This window comes from Stenotrophomonas sp. KH_036_B, assembly GCF_057839485.1.
Genome location: NZ_CM174491.1, coordinates 3,716,626 through 3,733,981, shown reverse-complemented (window position 1 = coordinate 3,733,981; position 17,356 = coordinate 3,716,626). Strand labels below are relative to the sequence as shown.

General features: G+C 68.0%; 15 protein-coding genes. 11 read left to right on the top strand and 4 right to left on the bottom strand.

Translation table 11 applies throughout. From position 1 onward, the window contains the following. The first annotated feature begins 180 nt into the window (after positions 1-180). From AC3ITN_RS16555 to gnd, 4 genes are all read left to right on the top strand, one after another. A complete protein-coding gene (locus tag AC3ITN_RS16555) occupies positions 181-2,358 on the top strand; it encodes a carboxy terminal-processing peptidase (RefSeq protein WP_489391219.1) in 2,178 nt (725 codons plus the stop codon). A gap of 126 nt (positions 2,359-2,484) precedes the next feature. Then, complete coding sequence (locus AC3ITN_RS16550) at positions 2,485-3,102, top strand: DUF2242 domain-containing protein (RefSeq protein ID WP_489391218.1); 618 nt, start codon at positions 2,485-2,487, stop codon at positions 3,100-3,102. 106 nt (positions 3,103-3,208) lie between these two features. Further along, complete coding sequence (locus AC3ITN_RS16545; RefSeq protein ID WP_489392956.1) at positions 3,209-4,402, top strand: hypothetical protein; 1,194 nt, start codon at positions 3,209-3,211, stop codon at positions 4,400-4,402. Between the two features lie 3 nt (positions 4,403-4,405). After that, complete coding sequence (gene gnd, locus AC3ITN_RS16540) at positions 4,406-5,311, top strand: phosphogluconate dehydrogenase (NAD(+)-dependent, decarboxylating) (protein ID WP_313347663.1); 906 nt, start codon at positions 4,406-4,408, stop codon at positions 5,309-5,311. Positions 5,312-5,412: 101 nt separating this feature from the next. On the opposite strand, the gene AC3ITN_RS16535 is transcribed toward gnd, so the two are convergent. Further along, complete coding sequence (locus tag AC3ITN_RS16535; RefSeq protein WP_489391217.1) at positions 5,413-6,456, bottom strand: oxidoreductase; 1,044 nt, start codon at positions 6,454-6,456, stop codon at positions 5,413-5,415. Positions 6,457-6,628: 172 nt separating this feature from the next. Between AC3ITN_RS16535 and AC3ITN_RS16530 the strand changes: the two genes are divergently transcribed. From AC3ITN_RS16530 to AC3ITN_RS16515, 4 genes are all read left to right on the top strand, one after another. After that, the gene (locus AC3ITN_RS16530) at positions 6,629-7,006 is read left to right on the top strand and encodes a BON domain-containing protein (RefSeq protein ID WP_313347661.1); all 378 of its coding nucleotides are present in this window, start codon (positions 6,629-6,631) and stop codon (positions 7,004-7,006) included. A 191-nt stretch (positions 7,007-7,197) separates the two neighbouring features. Continuing rightward, complete coding sequence (locus tag AC3ITN_RS16525) at positions 7,198-9,015, top strand: sensor histidine kinase (RefSeq protein ID WP_489391216.1); 1,818 nt, start codon at positions 7,198-7,200, stop codon at positions 9,013-9,015. After that, a complete protein-coding gene (locus AC3ITN_RS16520; protein WP_313347659.1) occupies positions 9,012-9,452 on the top strand; it encodes a response regulator in 441 nt (146 codons plus the stop codon). Before AC3ITN_RS16525 ends, AC3ITN_RS16520 begins: the two co-directional genes overlap by 4 nt. A 4-nt stretch (positions 9,453-9,456) precedes the next feature. Then, complete coding sequence (locus AC3ITN_RS16515) at positions 9,457-10,971, top strand: ATP-binding response regulator (protein WP_313347658.1); 1,515 nt, start codon at positions 9,457-9,459, stop codon at positions 10,969-10,971. Positions 10,972-11,004: 33 nt separating this feature from the next. Here the strand turns inward: AC3ITN_RS16515 and AC3ITN_RS16510 are convergent, their stop codons facing one another. Continuing rightward, a complete protein-coding gene (locus AC3ITN_RS16510; protein WP_489391215.1) occupies positions 11,005-11,751 on the bottom strand; it encodes a proteasome-type protease in 747 nt (248 codons plus the stop codon). 84 nt (positions 11,752-11,835) lie between these two features. Here AC3ITN_RS16510 and folK point away from each other — a divergent pair, with 84 nt between their 5' ends. Then, positions 11,836-12,318 (top strand): 2-amino-4-hydroxy-6-hydroxymethyldihydropteridine diphosphokinase, encoded by a 483-nt coding sequence (gene folK / locus AC3ITN_RS16505; RefSeq protein WP_313347656.1) that lies wholly within the window; start codon positions 11,836-11,838, stop codon positions 12,316-12,318. 277 nt (positions 12,319-12,595) lie between these two features. Here the strand turns inward: folK and AC3ITN_RS16500 are convergent, their stop codons facing one another. After that, positions 12,596-13,333 carry a pteridine reductase gene (locus tag AC3ITN_RS16500; RefSeq protein WP_489391214.1) on the bottom strand — a complete coding sequence of 246 codons (738 nt, stop codon included), beginning with the start codon at positions 13,331-13,333 and terminating at the stop codon, positions 12,596-12,598. 55 nt (positions 13,334-13,388) lie between these two features. Between AC3ITN_RS16500 and AC3ITN_RS16495 the strand changes: the two genes are divergently transcribed. After that, entirely contained in the window at positions 13,389-14,573 is a 1,185-nt protein-coding gene (locus tag AC3ITN_RS16495; RefSeq protein WP_489391213.1) for a class I SAM-dependent methyltransferase, read from the top strand. A gap of 1 nt (position 14,574) precedes the next feature. Then, a complete protein-coding gene (locus AC3ITN_RS16490; RefSeq protein ID WP_313347653.1) occupies positions 14,575-14,964 on the top strand; it encodes a VanZ family protein in 390 nt (129 codons plus the stop codon). Positions 14,965-15,007: 43 nt separating this feature from the next. Here the strand turns inward: AC3ITN_RS16490 and AC3ITN_RS16485 are convergent, their stop codons facing one another. Beyond that, positions 15,008-17,344, bottom strand: coding sequence for a family 20 glycosylhydrolase (locus AC3ITN_RS16485; protein ID WP_489391212.1), 2,337 nt, complete (start codon positions 17,342-17,344; stop codon positions 15,008-15,010). Positions 17,345-17,356 lie beyond the last annotated feature (12 nt).

Genomic DNA, 17,356 nt, shown 5'->3' with positions numbered 1-17,356 from the left:
CGCCCGTAAACCCCATTCCCCGCGGTAATTCCGCGTCATTCACAATTTGATACAGCCCCGCGTTTAGGCTGGAAATCCGCGTTCTGACGCGGTGGATGACAAACCCCGCAACTTTCGGCACTGTCGTGTGGTCTGATCCGCACGCAGTCTCCCCGTTGGCAAGGTGCCATGAGCAAGTCGATGAAATTCAAAGTCCCCGCATTCCTGATGGCCCTGGCGCTGACCGCGCCGCTGGCGCTGGCTGCCTACGCCGATTCGCCGGCGCTGCCGTCGGCGGCGACCGCCGACCAGGTCACGACCTCCAAGCTGGTCTACGGACTGCTGTCCGACAGCCGCTACGCCTACCGGCCGCGCGCGCTGGATGCGGCGACCTCCAAGGACGTGTTCAAGCGGTACCTGGAGTCGCTCGACGGCAGCAAGCAGTTCTTCACCCAGGCCGACATCACCAGGTTCGCACCGTTCGAGGCCAATATCTCCTCGGCGATCCGCGGCGGTGAGCTCGAGCCCGCGTTCCAGGTGTTTGCGGTGTACAAGCAGCGGGTCGGCGAACGGGTGGGGTATGCCCGCAAGCTGCTCAAGCAGGACTTCGATTTCAGCAGCGACGAGCGCTTCGAATACGACCGCAAGGACGTGCCGTGGGCCGCGAGCAGCGCGGAACTGGACGACCTGTGGCGCAAGTCGGTGAAGAATGACTGGCTGCGCCTGAAGCTGGCCGGCAAGCCGCCGGCCGATATCCGCAAGACGCTGGACAAGCGCTATGCGCAGCTGGAGAAGTCGGTCAACGAGCTGAAGGGCGAGGACGTGTTCCAGTTCTTCCTCAACGCCTACACCAGCGCCGTGGACCCGCACACCGATTATTTCACGCCGCGCACGGCGGAGAATTTCAACCAGGCCATGTCGCTGTCGCTGGAAGGCATTGGCGCCCAGCTGCAGCGCCAGGACGACATGGTGGTGATCCGCGAAGTCATCGCCGGTGGTCCGGCCGCAGTCAATGGCACGCTCAAGCCGGGTGACCGCATCGTCGGCGTCGGCCAGGGCAAGTCGGGTCCGGTCGAGGATGTCATCGGCTGGCGCATCGACGACGTAGTGGCCAAGATCCGCGGCAAGAAGGATACCCAGGTGCGGCTGGAATTCATCCCGGCCGAGGAAGGCGTGGACGGCAAGCCGCACATGCTGGTGCTGACCCGCCAGAAGGTACGCCTGGCCGAACAGGCCGCCAAGGGCGAAACGCTGACCATCCCGGCCAAGGACGGTGAGCCGGAACGCCGGGTGGGCGTGATCAAACTGCCGACCTTCTACCAGGACTTCGAAGGCCGCCGCCGCAACGCGACCGACTACGCCTCGGCCACCCGCGACGTGGCCAAGCTGCTGGCCGGCTTCAAGACCGACAAACTGGACGGCGTGGTGCTGGACCTGCGCAACAACGGCGGTGGTTCGCTGGATGAGGCCATTGAGCTCACCGGTCTGTTCATTGAACAGGGTCCGGTGGTACAGGTGCGCGAATCCGGCGGCCGCGTCACGGTCAACAATGATCGCAGCGAAGCGGTGGCCTGGGACGGTCCGCTGGCCGTGCTGATCAACCGCGGCTCGGCCTCGGCCTCGGAAATTTTTGCCGGCGCCATCCAGGACTACGGTCGCGGGCTGGTGATCGGTGAGACCACCTTCGGCAAGGGCACGGTGCAGAACATCGTCGACCTGGACCGCTGGCCGAGCGGCGAGACCCAGCGTTTCGGCCAGGTCAAGCTGACCATCGCGCAGTTCTTCCGCGTCAGCGGCAGCAGCACCCAGCACAAGGGCGTGGTGCCCGACCTGGCCTTCCCGGCCAGCGTGGACGCCAGCGAGTACGGCGAAAGCACCTACGACAACGCCCTGCCGTGGACCCGCATCGCCGCCGTGCCGCACACCCAGTACGGCAATTTTGGCCCGCTGCTGCCCAAGCTGGAGACCCGGCATGCCTCGCGCATCGCCGCGGACAAGGAATTCCAGTGGTGGAACGAGGACGTGGAGCAGTTCCGTACCGAAGCGGCCAAGAAGTACATTTCGCTCAACGAGGGCGAGCGCCGCGCCGAGCGTGAGCGCCAGGAAACCCAGCGCAAGCAGCGCCAGGCCACCCGCAAGGAACTCGGCCTGGACCTTGACCCGCTGGCCGACGACAGCAATGACGACGGCCTGACCGGCAACGAGCGCGACATCGTCAAGGACGCCGCACGCGAGAAGGCCGCCGAGAAGCGCCCGGACCCGCTGCTGCGTGAGTCGGCCGCGATCCTGGCCGACGCGGTCAACCTGCTGGAAGTGGATCGTCCGCTGTCGGCGCAGGTGCTGCCGCAGTCCACGGCGGTGGGCCGCTGGGCCGATTGATCGGCGTGACCGGGTGAACGATCCAACAACGGAGGGCCGGCCATTGCGCCGGCCCTTCGCTTTCTAGACCCCGCGCATACGCCGCCGCGCCTATGCTGCGACGATTCCCTTCCAGCAGGAGCGCCCATGCGGCCTTCCCATGCACTGTCGGCCAGCCTGATGGCCGTCGCCCTCACCGCCTGCGGCGGACGTGCGGCCGACAGCACGCTGCTCCGCGAGTCCTTCGATTCCGGTGACACCTACTCGCGCACCGTACCCGGTACGCCCGCGCAGGCCTGCGAGGCCGGCCGACGCACGCTGCTGAGCCAGGGCTATGCCATCGCGCGTGCGGACGCCGATGCGGTGGAAGGCAACAAGAATTTCCAGCCGCGCGACGACGAGCACGAGCAGCTGGTGCTGCGTATCTCCTGCGCGGCGCGGGGCGACGAGGCGCTGGTGTTCATCAGCGCGGTGCAGGACCGTTATGCGCTCAAGAAGAGCCCCACATCGGCCAGCGTCGGTGTGGGTGCGCTGGGCTCGGTGTCGCTGCCGTTCGGCAGCAATGACGACTCGCTGGTGAAAGTGGCCAGCAGCACCGTGCAGGACGCCGACTTCTACCGTCGCTTCTTCGCGCGCCTGCAGCAGTACCTGCCGGCCGCCAAGGCGGGCACGCCGGAGCCGGTGCCGCCTGCACCCGTCCCGCCGCCGCCGCCCACCCCCGAACCTGCGCCGCCGACGCCCGACACACCCAGCCCGACACCCTGAGCGGGCGCGCAGCGTGACCCGCGCGCGTCCCCGTTGCAGCCGTACCCCGCCCGCCGCGGGCGTCGCGCTGGCGCTGTTGCTGGGCCTGCTGCCGGCCGCCGACGGTATGGCGGCCCCGGACAATTGCCTGCAGGCGTTGCTGGAACGCCTGGGCTGGCAGATCGAGGACGCCCCCATCGACGCGCCACGCGTGCACGGCGGGCCGGTCTGCGAGCGCGCCGACCTGCGCCAGGCGCAGGCGGCCGGCGACCTGCGCGTGCAGCTGCCCCGCGCGTGGGCCGCACCGCAGCGCCAGCGTGTCCTGCAGACGCTCGTCGAGGACCCCGCCACGGTCTGCGCCTATGCGTTCGTGCTGGGCGAGGCCACCCGGCGCGCGGCGACCCGACTGCAGGACAACCCGGGCTACCGTTTCTCGGCCCTGCAGCTGGGCTGGATCGGCTTTGGCCCAGGCGGCGCACGTGCGCAGGGCTGGGAGGGTTTCCGCAGCTTCGGCCGCGGCTACCAGCCGCAGGGATCCAACAGCGCGGCCCTGCAGGCCTTCTATGACGGCCGGGTGCGCAGCGAATGCGGGGTGGGGCGCCAGGTCGCGCAGCTGGCCACGCAGCGCGAGCTGTACGGCGACGCGGCGTTCGATGCGGCGTTCACCGCGGGCGAGCTCTCCATCGGCACCTTCCTCACCCTGCACGACACCGACAGCATCCTGCTGGGCCATCACGCGGGCGCGTTCCTCGCCGACGGCAAGGCCGTGCGCACCTCGCAGCGGGGCCGCCAGGCCTTCGTCGGCGCGCCGGGCTTCATCGAGCACGTCTTTGATCCGGTCTACCTGGACGACATCAACAACCAGGCCGAGAACTTCGTCATTGTCGACGTCAGCGATGCGGCGGCCCAGGCGTTGCGCGAGCACGGTGGCTTTGCCCACTATGACCGCATCAACGCGCGCATCTGGGCGCTGGCCAGCCGCATGCCGGGCCCGGGACTGCGGCGCTTCGAGCGCCTGCTGGCCGAGCGCGACCCGGCGCTGCGCGCGGCGTTGCCGGCGGCACAGCAGCCGATGCTGGCCGAACTGGACGCGCTGCTGGACGATCCGTTCTACCGGCAGTTCGTGATTTATGTGCATCCACGCGGTATACGTCCGGTGGGCTATCACATCGCACGCCTGCTCGACCGCAATCCGCGGACGCCATTCGCCTTCGAGCTGGGCCTGCACAACCTGCATACCACGCTGTACCGCCGCTGGATCGATACGCAACTGCAACTGTGCGCGGCAGCATCAACACATTCGCAACCCGAGCAAAGGTGAGTCATGGATATTGCAATGATTGGACTGGGGCGCATGGGCGCCAACATGGCCGAGCGGCTGCACCGCGGCGGCCACCGTGTCATCGGCGTGGACCCCGGTGACGCCGCACGCGAAAGCGCCGCCGCGCGTGGCTTCGAGGTCAGCGCCTCGGCCGCCGACGCGCTCTCCTCCATGTCGGTACCGCGCGTGGTGTGGCTGATGGTGCCGGCCGGCGAAGTGGTGGACCAGACCCTGGCCGCGCTGTCGCCGCATCTGTCCGAGGGCGACGTGGTGATCGACGGCGGCAACTCGTACTACAAGGATTCGATGCGCCGCGCCGCGCAGCTGATCGAAGAAGACGTGACGTACCTCGACTGCGGCACCAGCGGCGGTGTGTGGGGCCTGCAGGAAGGCTACAGCCTGATGATCGGCGGCGATACGGCGGCGGCCGAACGGGTCGGCGCGATCTTCCGCACGCTGGCACCGGCCGAGGACCGTGGCTGGGCGCACGTCGGTCCGAGCGGGGCGGGGCACTTCTGCAAGATGGTCCACAACGGCATCGAGTACGGCATGATGCAGGCCTATGCCGAGGGCTTCGCGCTGATGCAGCGCAAGACCGACTTCAACCTGGACCTGGGCCAGGTGGCGAAGGCATGGCAGCACGGCAGCGTGGTGCGTTCCTGGCTGCTGGACCTCAGCGTGGATGCACTGGAGGGCAATCCGCAGCTGGATGGCATTGCCCCCTACGTGTCCGACTCCGGCGAAGGCCGCTGGACGGTGGCCGAGGCGATCGATCTGGATGTGTCGGCGCCGGTGATCACCCTGTCGCTGCTCGAGCGTCTGCGCTCGCGCGAGAAGAATTCCTTCAGCGACCGCATGCTGTCTGCATTGCGCAATCAGTTCGGTGGGCACGCGATGAAAACCGATTGATTCAATCCGCCGCGCGAACGGCACGTTCAACCCACCCGTAGAGCCACCCCATGGGTGGCTGCGCCGGACGCCGGCACCGCGCAGCCACGCAGGGCGTGGCTCTACCCCAGCATCACGCGCCGGCCGTTGTCGGCGCTCTCGCGCCCGGCCTCGAGCAGACGCATCAGCTGCAGCGCCTGCTCCGCCGTCACGGGCGGTTCGCCTTCGCCGCGCATCGCATCGCGGAAGGCGGCATAGAAGCGCCGGTAGTCACCCACGGCGTTGTCCACGCTGTGGCGATGCAGCTGTCCCTCCGCATCGACCTGCACGACCTGGCCATGCAGCGGGTCCAGGCCCCAACCCGGCGCACCCGGGGCGATGCCCTGGCGCAACTGGTCTTCCTGCACGTCGCGGCCTTCCTTCAGGTAACTGCCTTGGCGGCCGTGCACCGCGAAGCGTGGCGCGGAGGCCGCCACCAGCGAGCCGGCATGCACGATCGCGCGCAGGCCCGGGTAGTGCAGCACCGCATGGAAATAGTCGTCGCTGCGTGCGTGCTCGCGCTGCGCGGCAATGTCGGCGCTGATCGCCTCGGGCCAGCCGAACAGCTGCAGCATCTGGTCCAGCAGGTGTGGGCCCAGGTCCATCCACAGCCCGCTGCCGGGGGCATCGCTCTCGCGCCAGCGGTCGCGTACCTGCGGCCGGAAACGGTCGAAATGCGCGTGGCACTCGGCAACCTGGCCCAACGTGCCTTGCTCCAGCACCGCGCGCAGGCTGAGGAAATCGGCATCGAAGCGCCGGTTCTGGAACACCGTCACCACGCGCTCCGCCTCGCGCGCTGCGGCGATCACCGCCGTGGCCTCGGCGCTGCTCAGCGCAAACGGCTTGTCCACCAGTACATGCTTGCCCGCGTGCAACGCAGCCAAGGCCAGTGGCGCATGCTGTTCATTCGGGGTGGCGATCACCACCGCGTCCACCGCCGGGTCGGCCAGCAGCGGTGCCACCTCGTCATGGATGTGCACATCGGTGAAGCTGCGCAGCAGCAGGTCGCGCTGAGAACTCACGATGCTGTGCAATGCCAACCCCGGGGTGTGCTGGATCAGTGGCGCATGGAATACGCTGCCGGCCAGTCCGTAGCCGATGAGGCCAATCTGCGCAGTCGCCGTCATGGGGGTGCTCCTGTTGCGGGCCAGGTGCACAGCGTACCGGCAGATGATGCAGTGCGGAAACATGAACCGTCATGCAGGAAGCTGACCGGTTCACGGCGGCGTGATGTCATCCGCACGTGCCGTGTACGGCCTTCCGTGGAGACTGGCCCCACCAACAAGGGAGACACCGCACATGACCAACACTACCCGTAATCTGCTTGCTGCTTCGCTGGCCCTCGGTATGGTGCTGGGCACCTCCTCGGCGATGGCCAAGGATCCGCCGAAGGCGACCGACCATAGCGCCATGACCCATGCCGACACGCATGATTCGGCGGAGCCGGTCACCGATACCTGGATCACCACCAAGGTGAAGAGCGACCTGCTGACCAGCAAGAACGTTCCCGGCACCGAAGTGAAGGTGGAAACGGTGAACGGCGTGGTTTCGCTGTCCGGCACCGTGGCCACCAAGGCCGAGCATGACAAGGCGGTCACCACGGCAAAGGGCATCAAGGGCGTCAAGAGCGTCGATGCCAGTGGCCTGAAGGTTGCTGCGGCCGCTGCCAAGCGCTGATCGGCACTGCCATCACGTATTACCGGGGCGCGCCGAAAGGCGCGCCCTTTTTCGTTGCGCCGGTGTTGGCCGGTCCCGCCGCGTATTCACGTTGGTGTGGAGTATATTCAGGGCTTCGCCCCTGCAGGCGCCGCGCCGTATCTGCGTGTCGTCGACAGGGAGGGGGGATACGCGAGAGCTGACGAGGGTCTATGGCGCTGGTTTTCAGTGACGAACTCTGGGACCGCTGGCGGTTGCCGGCCTTGGGCCTGGCGGCTGTGGCGATCATCGTGGTGCCGTGGCTGACGCTGCGCAAACTCTCCGAAGAGAATCTCGATGCGATGCGCTGGGTAACCCATACCCAGGATGTCGGCGTCGCGGTGTACCAGCTGCAGGCCGACGTGCGCGATGTCGAGTCTGCGGCGTTGACGATGTCCAAGGGCATCGACGCGCCCGGGCTGCGCGAACGGATGGGGCAGGCACGGCACATTCCGCAGCGGTTGGAGCGGCTGGCCGAATTGACCCGGGACAATCCGTCGCAGCTGGTGCGGATCGGCCGTATCCAGGCGCTGCTTGAGCGCCGCATGGCGCTGGCCCGTCAGTTGGCGCGTGCCGCGCCGGGCGACGACCAGCGCGAGCTGGTCCAGGATCTCACCACCCGCTATCCGATCCGTGGCCTGATCGAGGAGCTCCAGGCCAGCGAGGAACAGCTGCTGCAGCAGCGCTCGACGGTGTTCGCGCAGCAGCAGCGTCAGGGCGAACTGGTGTCATGGACGGCGCTGGTGGTGCAGCTGTTGCTGCTGGGCCTGGTGCTGTGGCTGCTGCACCGGCAGATCGCGCACCGCGCCAGCGCCGAGCGTGCCACGCTGCGCGCCTCCGCACGCGCGGCCTCGGTGCTGCATACCGTGCGTGAGCCGATCGTGCTGCTCGACCGCGAGTTGAAGGTGCAGCTGCACAACCCGGCCTTCGCCGAGCTGTATGGGCTGGACGATGCCGACGCGGATGGCCGCGCGCTGGATACGCTCGGCGCCGGTGCATGGAGCGACACGGCGGTGCGCCAGCGGTTGATGGACGTGCTGCTGCGTGGCCGCGAGCTGTGGGACTACGAACACGAACAGCGCACCGACGACGACCAGGTCCGCACCATGCTCATCAATGCCCGGCGCATGCCATTGCCGGACAAGGATGACGAAGTGGTGCTGATGACGGTCAGCGACGTCACGGTGCAGCGCGCCGTGCAGCAGCGCGTGGAGGAGTTGAACCGGCAGCTGGAAGGCAAGGTCGAGCAGGTCTCGGAGGTCAACCGCGAGCTGGAGGCCTTCAGCTATTCGGTCTCGCACGACCTGCGCGCACCGCTGCGCCATGTCGCCGGATTCTCGGAGAAACTCGGCCGCCACCTGGGCGAGGAGGCCGACGAGAAGTCGAAGCACTACCTGGACGTGATCTCCAACTCGGCACGGCGCATGGCCGCGCTGATCGATGACCTGCTGGTGTATTCGCGGCTGGGTCGCGCGGCGATGCGCCTGCAGGCGGTGGACATGCAGTCGCTGGTGGCCGATACCCGCGCGATGCTCGACGCCAACCTGCAGAGCGAGGCCGAGCAGACCGGCGTGTCGCGGCGGGTGGAATGGAAGATCGCGGCGCTGCCGATCCTGGTGTCCGACGACAACATGATGCGCCAGCTGTGGTTGAACCTGCTCGGCAACGCGCTGAAGTATTCGGCCAATGCGTCCCCGGCGCGGATCGAGGTCGATTACCAGCGGCAGCCCGACGGCAGCCATCTGTTCAGCGTGCGCGACAACGGCGCCGGGTTCGACATGGCCTACGCCGGCAAGCTGTTCGGCGTGTTCCAGCGCCTGCACAAGGCCAGTGACTACCCCGGCACCGGCATCGGCCTGGCCAGTGTGCGCCGGGTCCTGACCCGCCACGGCGGCCGCATCTGGGCCGAATCCGAGGTGGACAAGGGCGCCACCTTCCACTTCCTGCTTCCTTCCGCACTCGACGCACTCAACCAAGGCCCTGTCGCATGACCGCACTTCGAACCATCCTGCTTGCCGAGGACAGCCCCGCCGATGCCGAAATGGCCGTCGATGCGTTGAAGGAGGCACACCTGGCCAACCCGATCGTGCACGTGGAAGATGGCGTGGAAGCCATGGACTACCTGCTGCGCCGGGGGGCGTTCGCCAACCGCGAGGAAGGCCTGCCGGCGGTGCTGCTGCTGGACATCAAGATGCCGCGCATGGACGGCCTGGAAGTACTGCGCGAGATCCGCAACACCGAGGAACTCAAGCGCTTGCCGGTGGTGATCCTGTCCTCGTCGCGCGAGGAAAGCGACCTGGCCCGCAGCTGGGATCTGGGCGTGAACGCCTACGTGGTCAAGCCGGTGGACGTGGACCAGTTCTTCGGCGCCGTGCAGACGCTGGGCAAGTTCTGGGCGGTGATCAACCAGGCACCCGAGGTCGAGTGACGCCATGCCGCTGACCGGTCCATCGCTGGGACATCTGCGCATCCTTCTGGTGGAAGATTCACCGGAAGATGCCGAACTCATGTGCGAGCAGATGCTCGAGGCCGGGCTGGACGCCAGCTTCGAGCGGGTGGAGACGTCGGCCGAGCTGCGCGAGGCGCTGCTGCGCTTCGCCCCGGACATCGTGCTTTCGGACCTGAGCATGCCGGGCTTCTCGGGCAACCTGGCGCTGGAGATCGTGCGCGGCTGGCACCCGGACGTGCCCTTCATCTTCGTGTCGGGCACCATCGGCGAAGAAAACGCCGTGGCCGCCCTGCACCAGGGCGCCAACGACTACATCATCAAACACCAGCCGGCCCGGCTGCCGTCGGCGGTGGCACGTGCGGTGCGCGAAGCGCGCGGCGCGATCGACCGCCAGCGGGTGGAATCCGAGCTGATGCGCGCGCAGCGGCTGGAAAGCCTCTCGCTGCTCGCCGCCGGGCTCAGCCATGACCTGCGCAACATCCTGCAGCCGCTGCTGATCATGCCCGAGCTGCTCAAGGCGCGCACCGACGACCCCCAGCTGCACCACCTGGCCGACGTGATCGCCGAGTGCGGCCGGCGCGGCCATGCCATGGCCGAATCGATGCTGTCGTTCGTGCGCGGCTCGCGCAATCCCAGCGAGCGGATCCAGATCGCGCATCTGTTCGAGGCGATGGAGCTGCTGTTGCGCAGCAACCTGCCGCCCAAGGTCAGCCTGCACCTGGACGTAGCCGATCCGATGCTGGCGATGGAGGGCAATTACACCGAACTGCAGCAGGTGCTGCTGAACCTGTCGTTGAACGCGATCCAGGCCATGCCGTCCGGCGGACGGCTGACCCTGCGCGCACTCGCCGACCGTGACGCGCAGGGCCAGGAATGGCTGCGCATCTCGGTGTCCGACGAGGGCATCGGCATGAACGCGGAAGTGCTCTCGCATCTGTTCAATCCGTTCTTTACCACCAAACCCAACGGCACCGGGCTCGGGCTGATGTCGTGCAAGCGCATCATCGAAGGCGTGCAGGGCAGCATCCAGGTGGACAGCACGCCGGGCGAGGGGACGCGCTTCGACCTGCTGCTGCCGATGCGCGAACTGCCCACCGACGTGGCGCCGCTGGAGCAGCCGGTGGCGGCCGGTACCGGGCAGTCCATCCTGGTGGTGGACGGCGAGGCCACCCGCCTGTCGCTGCTGGGCAACGCGCTGTCCAGCCAGGGCTACCACCTGCAGCTGGCCTCCGACGGCGGCGCGGCGCTGCGCTGGATGCAGCAGGAAGCCATGCCGGCGCTGGTGATTGCCGACGCCGGGGCGAAGCTGCTGTCGGCCAGCCATCTGCTGGGCGAAATGGCGGCGCTGGGCTATCGCGGCCCGGTGCTGGTGCTGGAGGATGCCGACGTCACGGTGCCGCTGGCGCGCTTCCCCGCCGCGATCAACGTGCACGTGCTGCGCAAGCCGCTGGAAATGCAGCAGGTGTTCCGCTCGGTGGCCGAGGCGTTGCAGGGGTAGGTCACGCAAGGAATACCGGCCAGCGGCCGGTATCTACCGACCGTTGCCAGCCTCCCACGGGAACCGTGGGAGGCTGGCAACGGCCTGTTCCAATCGGCGCGACCAGTTGCCGTGGATCTCGGCGTAGAGCGGGCTGTCGCCGGCCAGGCGCATGCGCTGGCTGATGCGCAGGTCGCCGGCCCGCAGCAGCACCAGGTCCACCGGCAGGCCGACGGACAGGTTGGAGCGGATGGTGGAATCCAGTGACACGATGGCGGTACGCGCGGCATCGTCCAGATGGGTCTGCGGGCGGATGATGCGGTCCAGGATCGGTTTGCCGTACTTGGACTCGCCGATCTGCAGGAACGGCGTCTCCGGCGACGCCGAGATGGCGTTGCCGAGCGGGTAGATCATGTACATGCCGGGGTGCTCGCCGCCGATCTGGCCGCCCAGGATCAGCGTGGCCTGGGTGTTGATGCCGTCGTGGCCATGTTCGGGACTGCTGGATTTGACCTGGCTGTCCACCAGCACCCGGCCCACGTACTCGGCCACTTCGAACAGGTGGCGGAAGCTGCGCAGGTTCTCGGGCCGCTGCTCTTCCACGTCGCGGTGCAGGCGCGAGATCAACAGCTGGGTGGTGGCCAGGTTGCCGGCGGCCATGATGACGAACGCGGCCTGCCCGGGAAACTCGAATTCGTGCAGCTTGCGGTGCACGCGTACGTCGTCCAGCGACGCGTTGGTACGGGTATCGGCGGCGAAGACCAGGCCCTCATCCACCTCGATGCCGACGCAATAGGTCATGTGGGTGTCCTATGATGTGCACCCCGATTCTATGCGCTGGCCATGTTGGCCCCGTGTGGATTCGCCCCACGTACGCTGAATACCATGACCACTGTGCTCCTGAGCCTGGGCAGCAACCTGCAGCCGCAACAGCATCTTCACGCCGCGGTAGCCGCGCTGCGCGAGCGTTTCGGTGCGCTCCGGGTGTCGCCGGCCTACCGTACGGCCGCCGTGGGCTTCGATGGCCCGGCCTTCCTCAACAATGCGGTGGCGCTGGAAACCGCTCTGCCGCTGGAGACGCTGGATGCCTGGCTGCATGCGCTGGAAGACGCGCACGGGCGCGACCGCAGCGGCCCGCGTTTCAGCGACCGCACCCTGGACATCGACGTGGTGTTCTATGGCGACCTGATCGTGGAGGGCCCGGGCCACCTGCGTATCCCACGCCCCGAACTCAAGCATGCGTTCGTGCTCAAGCCGCTGGCCGATATCGCGCCGGACTTCATCGACCCGGTGAGCGGGCTGCCACTGGCCGCGTTGTGGCGGGCGCATGGGCAGCACGACGACCTCTTCGAGGTTGTCGTGCTGTAGTGCCGGCCGCTGGCCGGCTCCAGGCGCTGCTCGATGTCATGAAGAGCCGGCCAGCGGCCGGCACTACCGATGTCAGGCGATGTCATGAAGAGCCGGCCAGCGGCCGGCATTGCCGATGTCAGGCGATGCATGGAGCCGGCCAGCGGCCGGCACTACCGATGTCAGGCGATGTCATGAAGAGCCGGCCAGGGGCCGGCACTACCGATGTCAGGCGATGCATGGAGCCGGCCAGCGGCCGGCATTGCCGGTTTCCAGGCGCATCATGCGGGCCTTGTCATCACGTCAACATCCGCCCACCATCCACCCGCAGCGTATGCCCGGTCACGAACGGGGCGTCGCTGACCAGCCAGTACACCGCCTCGGCGATTTCCTCGACCGTCCCGGTACGGGCCAATGGCGTGCGTGCCAGCAGGGCCTGCTGGGCGTAGTCGTCCTTGCCGTGTTCCGGCCACAGGATCGCGCCGGGCGCCACCGCGTTGACCCGCACCTTCGGCGCCAGCTCCAGGGCCAGCGAACGGGTGATCATCTCCAGCGCCGCCTTGGCCGCCGCATAGACCGGGTGGTCGCGCATCGGCTGGGTGCCGTGGAAATCGGTCAGGTTGACGATGCAGCCCTGGTGCCGGCGCAGCTGCGGCGCGGCGGCCTGGGCCAGCAGCAGCGGCGCACGGGCATTGACCGCGAACAGGTCGTCCCACTGCTCCGCGGTGATCTGGCCCAGCAGGGTGGGGTAGAAGTTGGAGGCGTTGTTGACCAGCGCGTCCAGCCGGCCGAACTGGGCCACTGTCTGTTCGACCAGGTCGGGCAGGGCGTCGGCGTCGCGCAGGTCGGCCTGCAGTGCCAGTACGCTGCCCGGGCGCAGCATGTCCAGGTCGAAGGCCATCTGCTGCAGTTCGGCGGTGGAGGTGTGGGCGTGCAGCACCACCGACCAGCCGCAGGCGTGGAACTGACGGGCAATGGCCGCGCCGATCCGGCGCGCGCTGCCGGTGATCAGCACGACGGGTGTGGTGGCGGTCATCGGGGCTCCTTCCTGCTCGGCTATGCTGTGCATTGTCACCGCAATCGCCTGCACCATGCATTCCTCACTGCCCACGCCCGATTCCGACGCCCAGGCCCACAGCGACGAACTGGCCGCCGCCCTGCGCGCGGAAATCCTCGCCAACGGCGGCGCGATGCCGTTCGCACGGTTCATGGAACTGAGCCTGTACGCCCCCGGCCTGGGCTACTACAGCGCCGGTGCCAGCAAGTTCGGCGAAAGTGGCGATTTCACCACGGCGCCCGAGATGGGGCCGCTGTTCACCGCCACCGTGGCCAATGCCATCGCACCGGTGATGCAGCAGCTTGGCCCGCGGGCCCGCTTCCTGGAGCTGGGCGGCGGCAGCGGTGCCTTCGCCGAGATCCTGCTCAAGCGCATGCTCGAACTGGACGCGCTGCCCGAGCGCTACGCGATCCTGGAGCCCAGCGCCGACCTGCGCGAACGCCAGCGCGAGCGGCTGGAGCAGGCGTTGATCCCCCCGCTGTTCGCGCTGGTGGAGTGGCTGGACGGCCCGTTCGACGATGACTGGGATGGCGTGGTGTTCGCCAACGAGGTGATCGACGCGCTGCCCACCCCGCGCTTCCTCGCCCGCGACGGCATGGTCTATGAAGAGACCGTGGAGCTGGATGCCGACGGCCGCTTCATGCGCGGTGCGCAGCCGGCCGATGCGCTGCTCACCTCGGCGGTGCGTCACCTGGAGCGCTACCGTGAAAAGCCTTTCGCCGATGGCTACCGTTCCGAACTGCTGCCGCACCTGCCGTATTGGATCCAGGCAGTGGCCGGCGGCCTGAAGCGCGGTGCGATGCTGTTCGTCGATTACGGCTACCCGCGCAACGAGTACTACCAGGACGACCGCGACGACGGCACCGTGCGCGCCTTCTATCGCCACCACGTGCACAACGACGTTTTCCTGTGGCCCGGCCTGCAGGACCTGACCGCGTCGGTGGATTTCACTGCGCTGGCCGAGGCGGGCACGCATGCCGGATTCGAGTTGGCCGGCTATTCCAGCCAGTCCAGCTTCCTGCTCGGCAACGGCCTGGATGCGTTGCTCGCGCTGGCCGAAGAGCGTACGGACGAGGTCGGCAAGCTGCGGCTGCGCGACCAGGTCAAGAAGCTCACCCTGCCCAGCCAGATGGGCGAACGTTTCCAGGTGATGGGGTTCCAGCGTGACGTGGACGTTGAACCGGCGTTCCTGCTCGGCGACCTGACCTGGCGGCTCTGAGATGGCCACGACAGGGATGTTGAAACCGCTGCGCTACCCGCGTTTCTGGCTGGGGCTGTGGTGGCTGGCGATCGTCGTGACGATCACCGTGTGCCTGATTCCGCCGCCGCCGCTGGACCTGCCGCCGAACAGCGACAAGGTGGAGCATTTCCTCGCGTACTTCGTGCTGGCCGGTTCGGCAGTGCAGATCTACCGCACGCGCGCGGCGCTGATCTGGGCCGGTGTCGGGCTGGTCGGGCTCGGCGTCGGCATCGAATTCCTGCAGGGCGCGCTGACCGACAACCGCATGGCCGATCCCATGGATGCGTTGGCCAACAGCATCGGCGTGATCGCAGGAATGGCGCTGGCATTCACGCCGTTGCGCGACACGTTGATTCGCCTGCGAGGGTAATGCCGGCCGCTGGCCGGCTCCAAGCGATGCCGGACACCCCGGTTCAACGAGGAACCAGGGTCAACGCGTCCAGCACCCACATCGTCGGGCGCGTGTCGCCGGTGAAGCGCACGCACAGATCCTGCGCGCCCTTCAGCGAGCGCGGCAGCGCGGCCTCCAGCGTGATGAAACCATCGGCACCGGGCGTGGCCGGCAACGGCACGCTGGCCAACGGCGCGCCGTCGCACTGCGCGTTGAGGATGTCCATCTCGCCGTGCTTGCTGCGGGCGGCAACGAAGCGACGCTGCGGTTCGTCATGGGCCAGCTGGAAGTAGTACGGAATCTGTCCCGCGCGCACGCGCAGTTTCGCGATGCCGTCCACATCGGCGCCTTCCCACCGCCAGCAGGGGTTGAAGATGTTGACGTTGAAGATCGCACGCTCGCCATCGGCCGGGCCGTCGTCTTCCAGGCGCAGCAACAGCTTGCCTTCACCCGGGCACAGGGCCAGCTGTTCATCGGTACGGCGCAGCAGCGACGCCGCCGTCACGTCGAAGCGGCTGGCGGCCTTGGCCAGCGCCTGGCCGTCGAAGAACGTCGCCGCCTGCAGGCCGACCGGCAGCGGCTGCTGCAGGGGCACGGTGTAACGCGGCGACTGTGCGGTCACGGCGCTGCCGTCCACGCTGTAGTGGATGTCGTAGCCCAGCGGGGTGCGCAGCGCCACGGCGGCGGTGCCGGCCTTGCGGTCGTCACGGATGTCGGCCTCCACCTCGAACGGGGTCTGCGCGTAGGCGATACCCATCGCCTGCCAGCGCTGCAACTGCGACGGCAGGCGGGCCAGGAAGTCGGCGAAGTCGCGGCGCTCGCGCGGCGACCAGCCGGTTTCGGCCACCGCCGCCAGGCGCGGGAACAGGTTGTGCTGCAGGCGCGCGTAGCTGCGCGTGTGCTCGGTGAACATGTTGGCCTGCAGGCCGAGGATGTGCTGCTGCTTGTCGGGGGCGAGCGTCGCGGGCACCGGCTCGAAGCCATACACGCGGCCCAGCGGCGTGCTCAGCGGACGGCCCGGCGGTTCGTTGGGTGAGTTCGTCTGCAGGTAATCCATGTACATGTCGGTGACCGGCGACATCACCACATCATGGCCCTCGCTGGCCGCCTTGAGACCGCCTTCGGTACCGCGCCAGGACATCACCGTGGCCTCCGGAGGCAGGCCGCCTTCGAGGATCTCATCCCAGCCGATCAGGCGCCGGTCGTGCTGCTCCAGGTACTTCTCCAGGCGCTTGATCAGGTGGCTCTGCATGTCCATTTCATGGGTGGCACCCACCTCGCGCATGCGCGCCTGCACGCGGGCCGAGGCTTCCCACTGGTCCTTGACCGCCTCGTCGCCACCCACATGCACGTACTTGGCCGGGAACAGCTCGACCACTTCGGCCAGCACGTTTTCCAGGAACGCGAACGTGCTTTCTTCGGTATTGAACAGGTTGGGAAACACGCCCCATTCGCTCAGCGGCTGCAGCGGCGTATCGATCGTGCCCAGTTCGGGATAGGCGGCGATCGCGGCCGTGGCATGGCCGGGTACGTCGATCTCGGGAATGACCTGGATGTGGCGCGCCGCCGCGTAGGCGATGACCTCGCGGATCTGGTCCTGCGTGTAGAAGCCGCAGTACGGGCGCGGCGCACCGGTGGCCGGGTCGCGGCCACCGTCGCCGGCCGGAATGCGGCAGCTGCCCACGCCGGTCAGTTTCGGGTAGCGCTTGATCTCCATGCGCCAGCCCTGGTCGTCGGTGAGGTGCCAGTGGAAGGTGTTGAGCTTCTGCTCGGCCATGGCGTCGAGCACCTGCTTGATCTCGTCCAGGCTCTGGAAATGGCGTGCCGAGTCGAGCATCAGGCCGCGCCAGCTGAAACGCGGTGCGTCGTCGATGCGCAGCGCGGGCAGGGCGCCGTTGCTGCCACCGGTGAGCAGCTGCGAGAGCGTGGCGGCACCGTAGAACAGGCCGGTCTCGGTGGCGGCCTGCACGGTCACGCCGCGCGCATCGCTGCGCAGCTGGTAGCCCTCGGCACCGGTCTTGAGCGTGCCGTCGAGCACGAAGCGCACGCCGTCGGTACCGCGCGCGCTGGACAGCTGCAGCGTCGGGCCGCCACTGCGGCGCAGCACGTGGGCGAACTGGCCGGCCACCCGGCGGGCGGTGTCGCCCTGGGCGCGCAGCGCGGTGGTGGAGGTCACGGTGTAGCCGGCGCCATCGACGCGTTCGAGATGGGCCGGCACGGGAATCAGGGGCAGCGAGCCGGGCAGGGCACGGGGGCCTTCGGCGGGGGCCGCGTCGGCGGCGTGCGCCAGCGGGGCCAGGGTCAATGCCAGTGCGAAGGACAGCAGCGACAGCGAGGTACGACGGGTGCGGGTCTGCATCGGGTCATTCCT

What these genes read in the sequence shown, in the direction of transcription:
- AC3ITN_RS16555 (WP_489391219.1), top strand. Translation starts at nt 181, where the DNA reads ATGAAATTCAAAGTCCCCGCATTCCTGATGGCCCTGGCGCTGACCGCG.
- AC3ITN_RS16535 (WP_489391217.1), bottom strand. Translation starts at nt 6,456, where the DNA reads ATGACGGCGACTGCGCAGATTGGCCTCATCGGCTACGGACTGGCCGGC.
- AC3ITN_RS16525 (WP_489391216.1), top strand. Translation starts at nt 7,198, where the DNA reads ATGGCGCTGGTTTTCAGTGACGAACTCTGGGACCGCTGGCGGTTGCCG.
- AC3ITN_RS16530 (WP_313347661.1), top strand. Translation starts at nt 6,629, where the DNA reads ATGACCAACACTACCCGTAATCTGCTTGCTGCTTCGCTGGCCCTCGGT.
- AC3ITN_RS16495 (WP_489391213.1), top strand. Translation starts at nt 13,389, where the DNA reads ATGCATTCCTCACTGCCCACGCCCGATTCCGACGCCCAGGCCCACAGC.
- AC3ITN_RS16520 (WP_313347659.1), top strand. Translation starts at nt 9,012, where the DNA reads ATGACCGCACTTCGAACCATCCTGCTTGCCGAGGACAGCCCCGCCGAT.
- folK (WP_313347656.1), top strand. Translation starts at nt 11,836, where the DNA reads ATGACCACTGTGCTCCTGAGCCTGGGCAGCAACCTGCAGCCGCAACAG.
- AC3ITN_RS16490 (WP_313347653.1), top strand. Translation starts at nt 14,575, where the DNA reads ATGGCCACGACAGGGATGTTGAAACCGCTGCGCTACCCGCGTTTCTGG.
- AC3ITN_RS16515 (WP_313347658.1), top strand. Translation starts at nt 9,457, where the DNA reads ATGCCGCTGACCGGTCCATCGCTGGGACATCTGCGCATCCTTCTGGTG.
- AC3ITN_RS16545 (WP_489392956.1), top strand. Translation starts at nt 3,209, where the DNA reads ATGGCGGCCCCGGACAATTGCCTGCAGGCGTTGCTGGAACGCCTGGGC.
- AC3ITN_RS16550 (WP_489391218.1), top strand. Translation starts at nt 2,485, where the DNA reads ATGCGGCCTTCCCATGCACTGTCGGCCAGCCTGATGGCCGTCGCCCTC.
- AC3ITN_RS16510 (WP_489391215.1), bottom strand. Translation starts at nt 11,751, where the DNA reads ATGACCTATTGCGTCGGCATCGAGGTGGATGAGGGCCTGGTCTTCGCC.
- gnd (WP_313347663.1), top strand. Translation starts at nt 4,406, where the DNA reads ATGGATATTGCAATGATTGGACTGGGGCGCATGGGCGCCAACATGGCC.
- AC3ITN_RS16500 (WP_489391214.1), bottom strand. Translation starts at nt 13,333, where the DNA reads ATGACCGCCACCACACCCGTCGTGCTGATCACCGGCAGCGCGCGCCGG.
- AC3ITN_RS16485 (WP_489391212.1), bottom strand. Translation starts at nt 17,344, where the DNA reads ATGCAGACCCGCACCCGTCGTACCTCGCTGTCGCTGCTGTCCTTCGCA.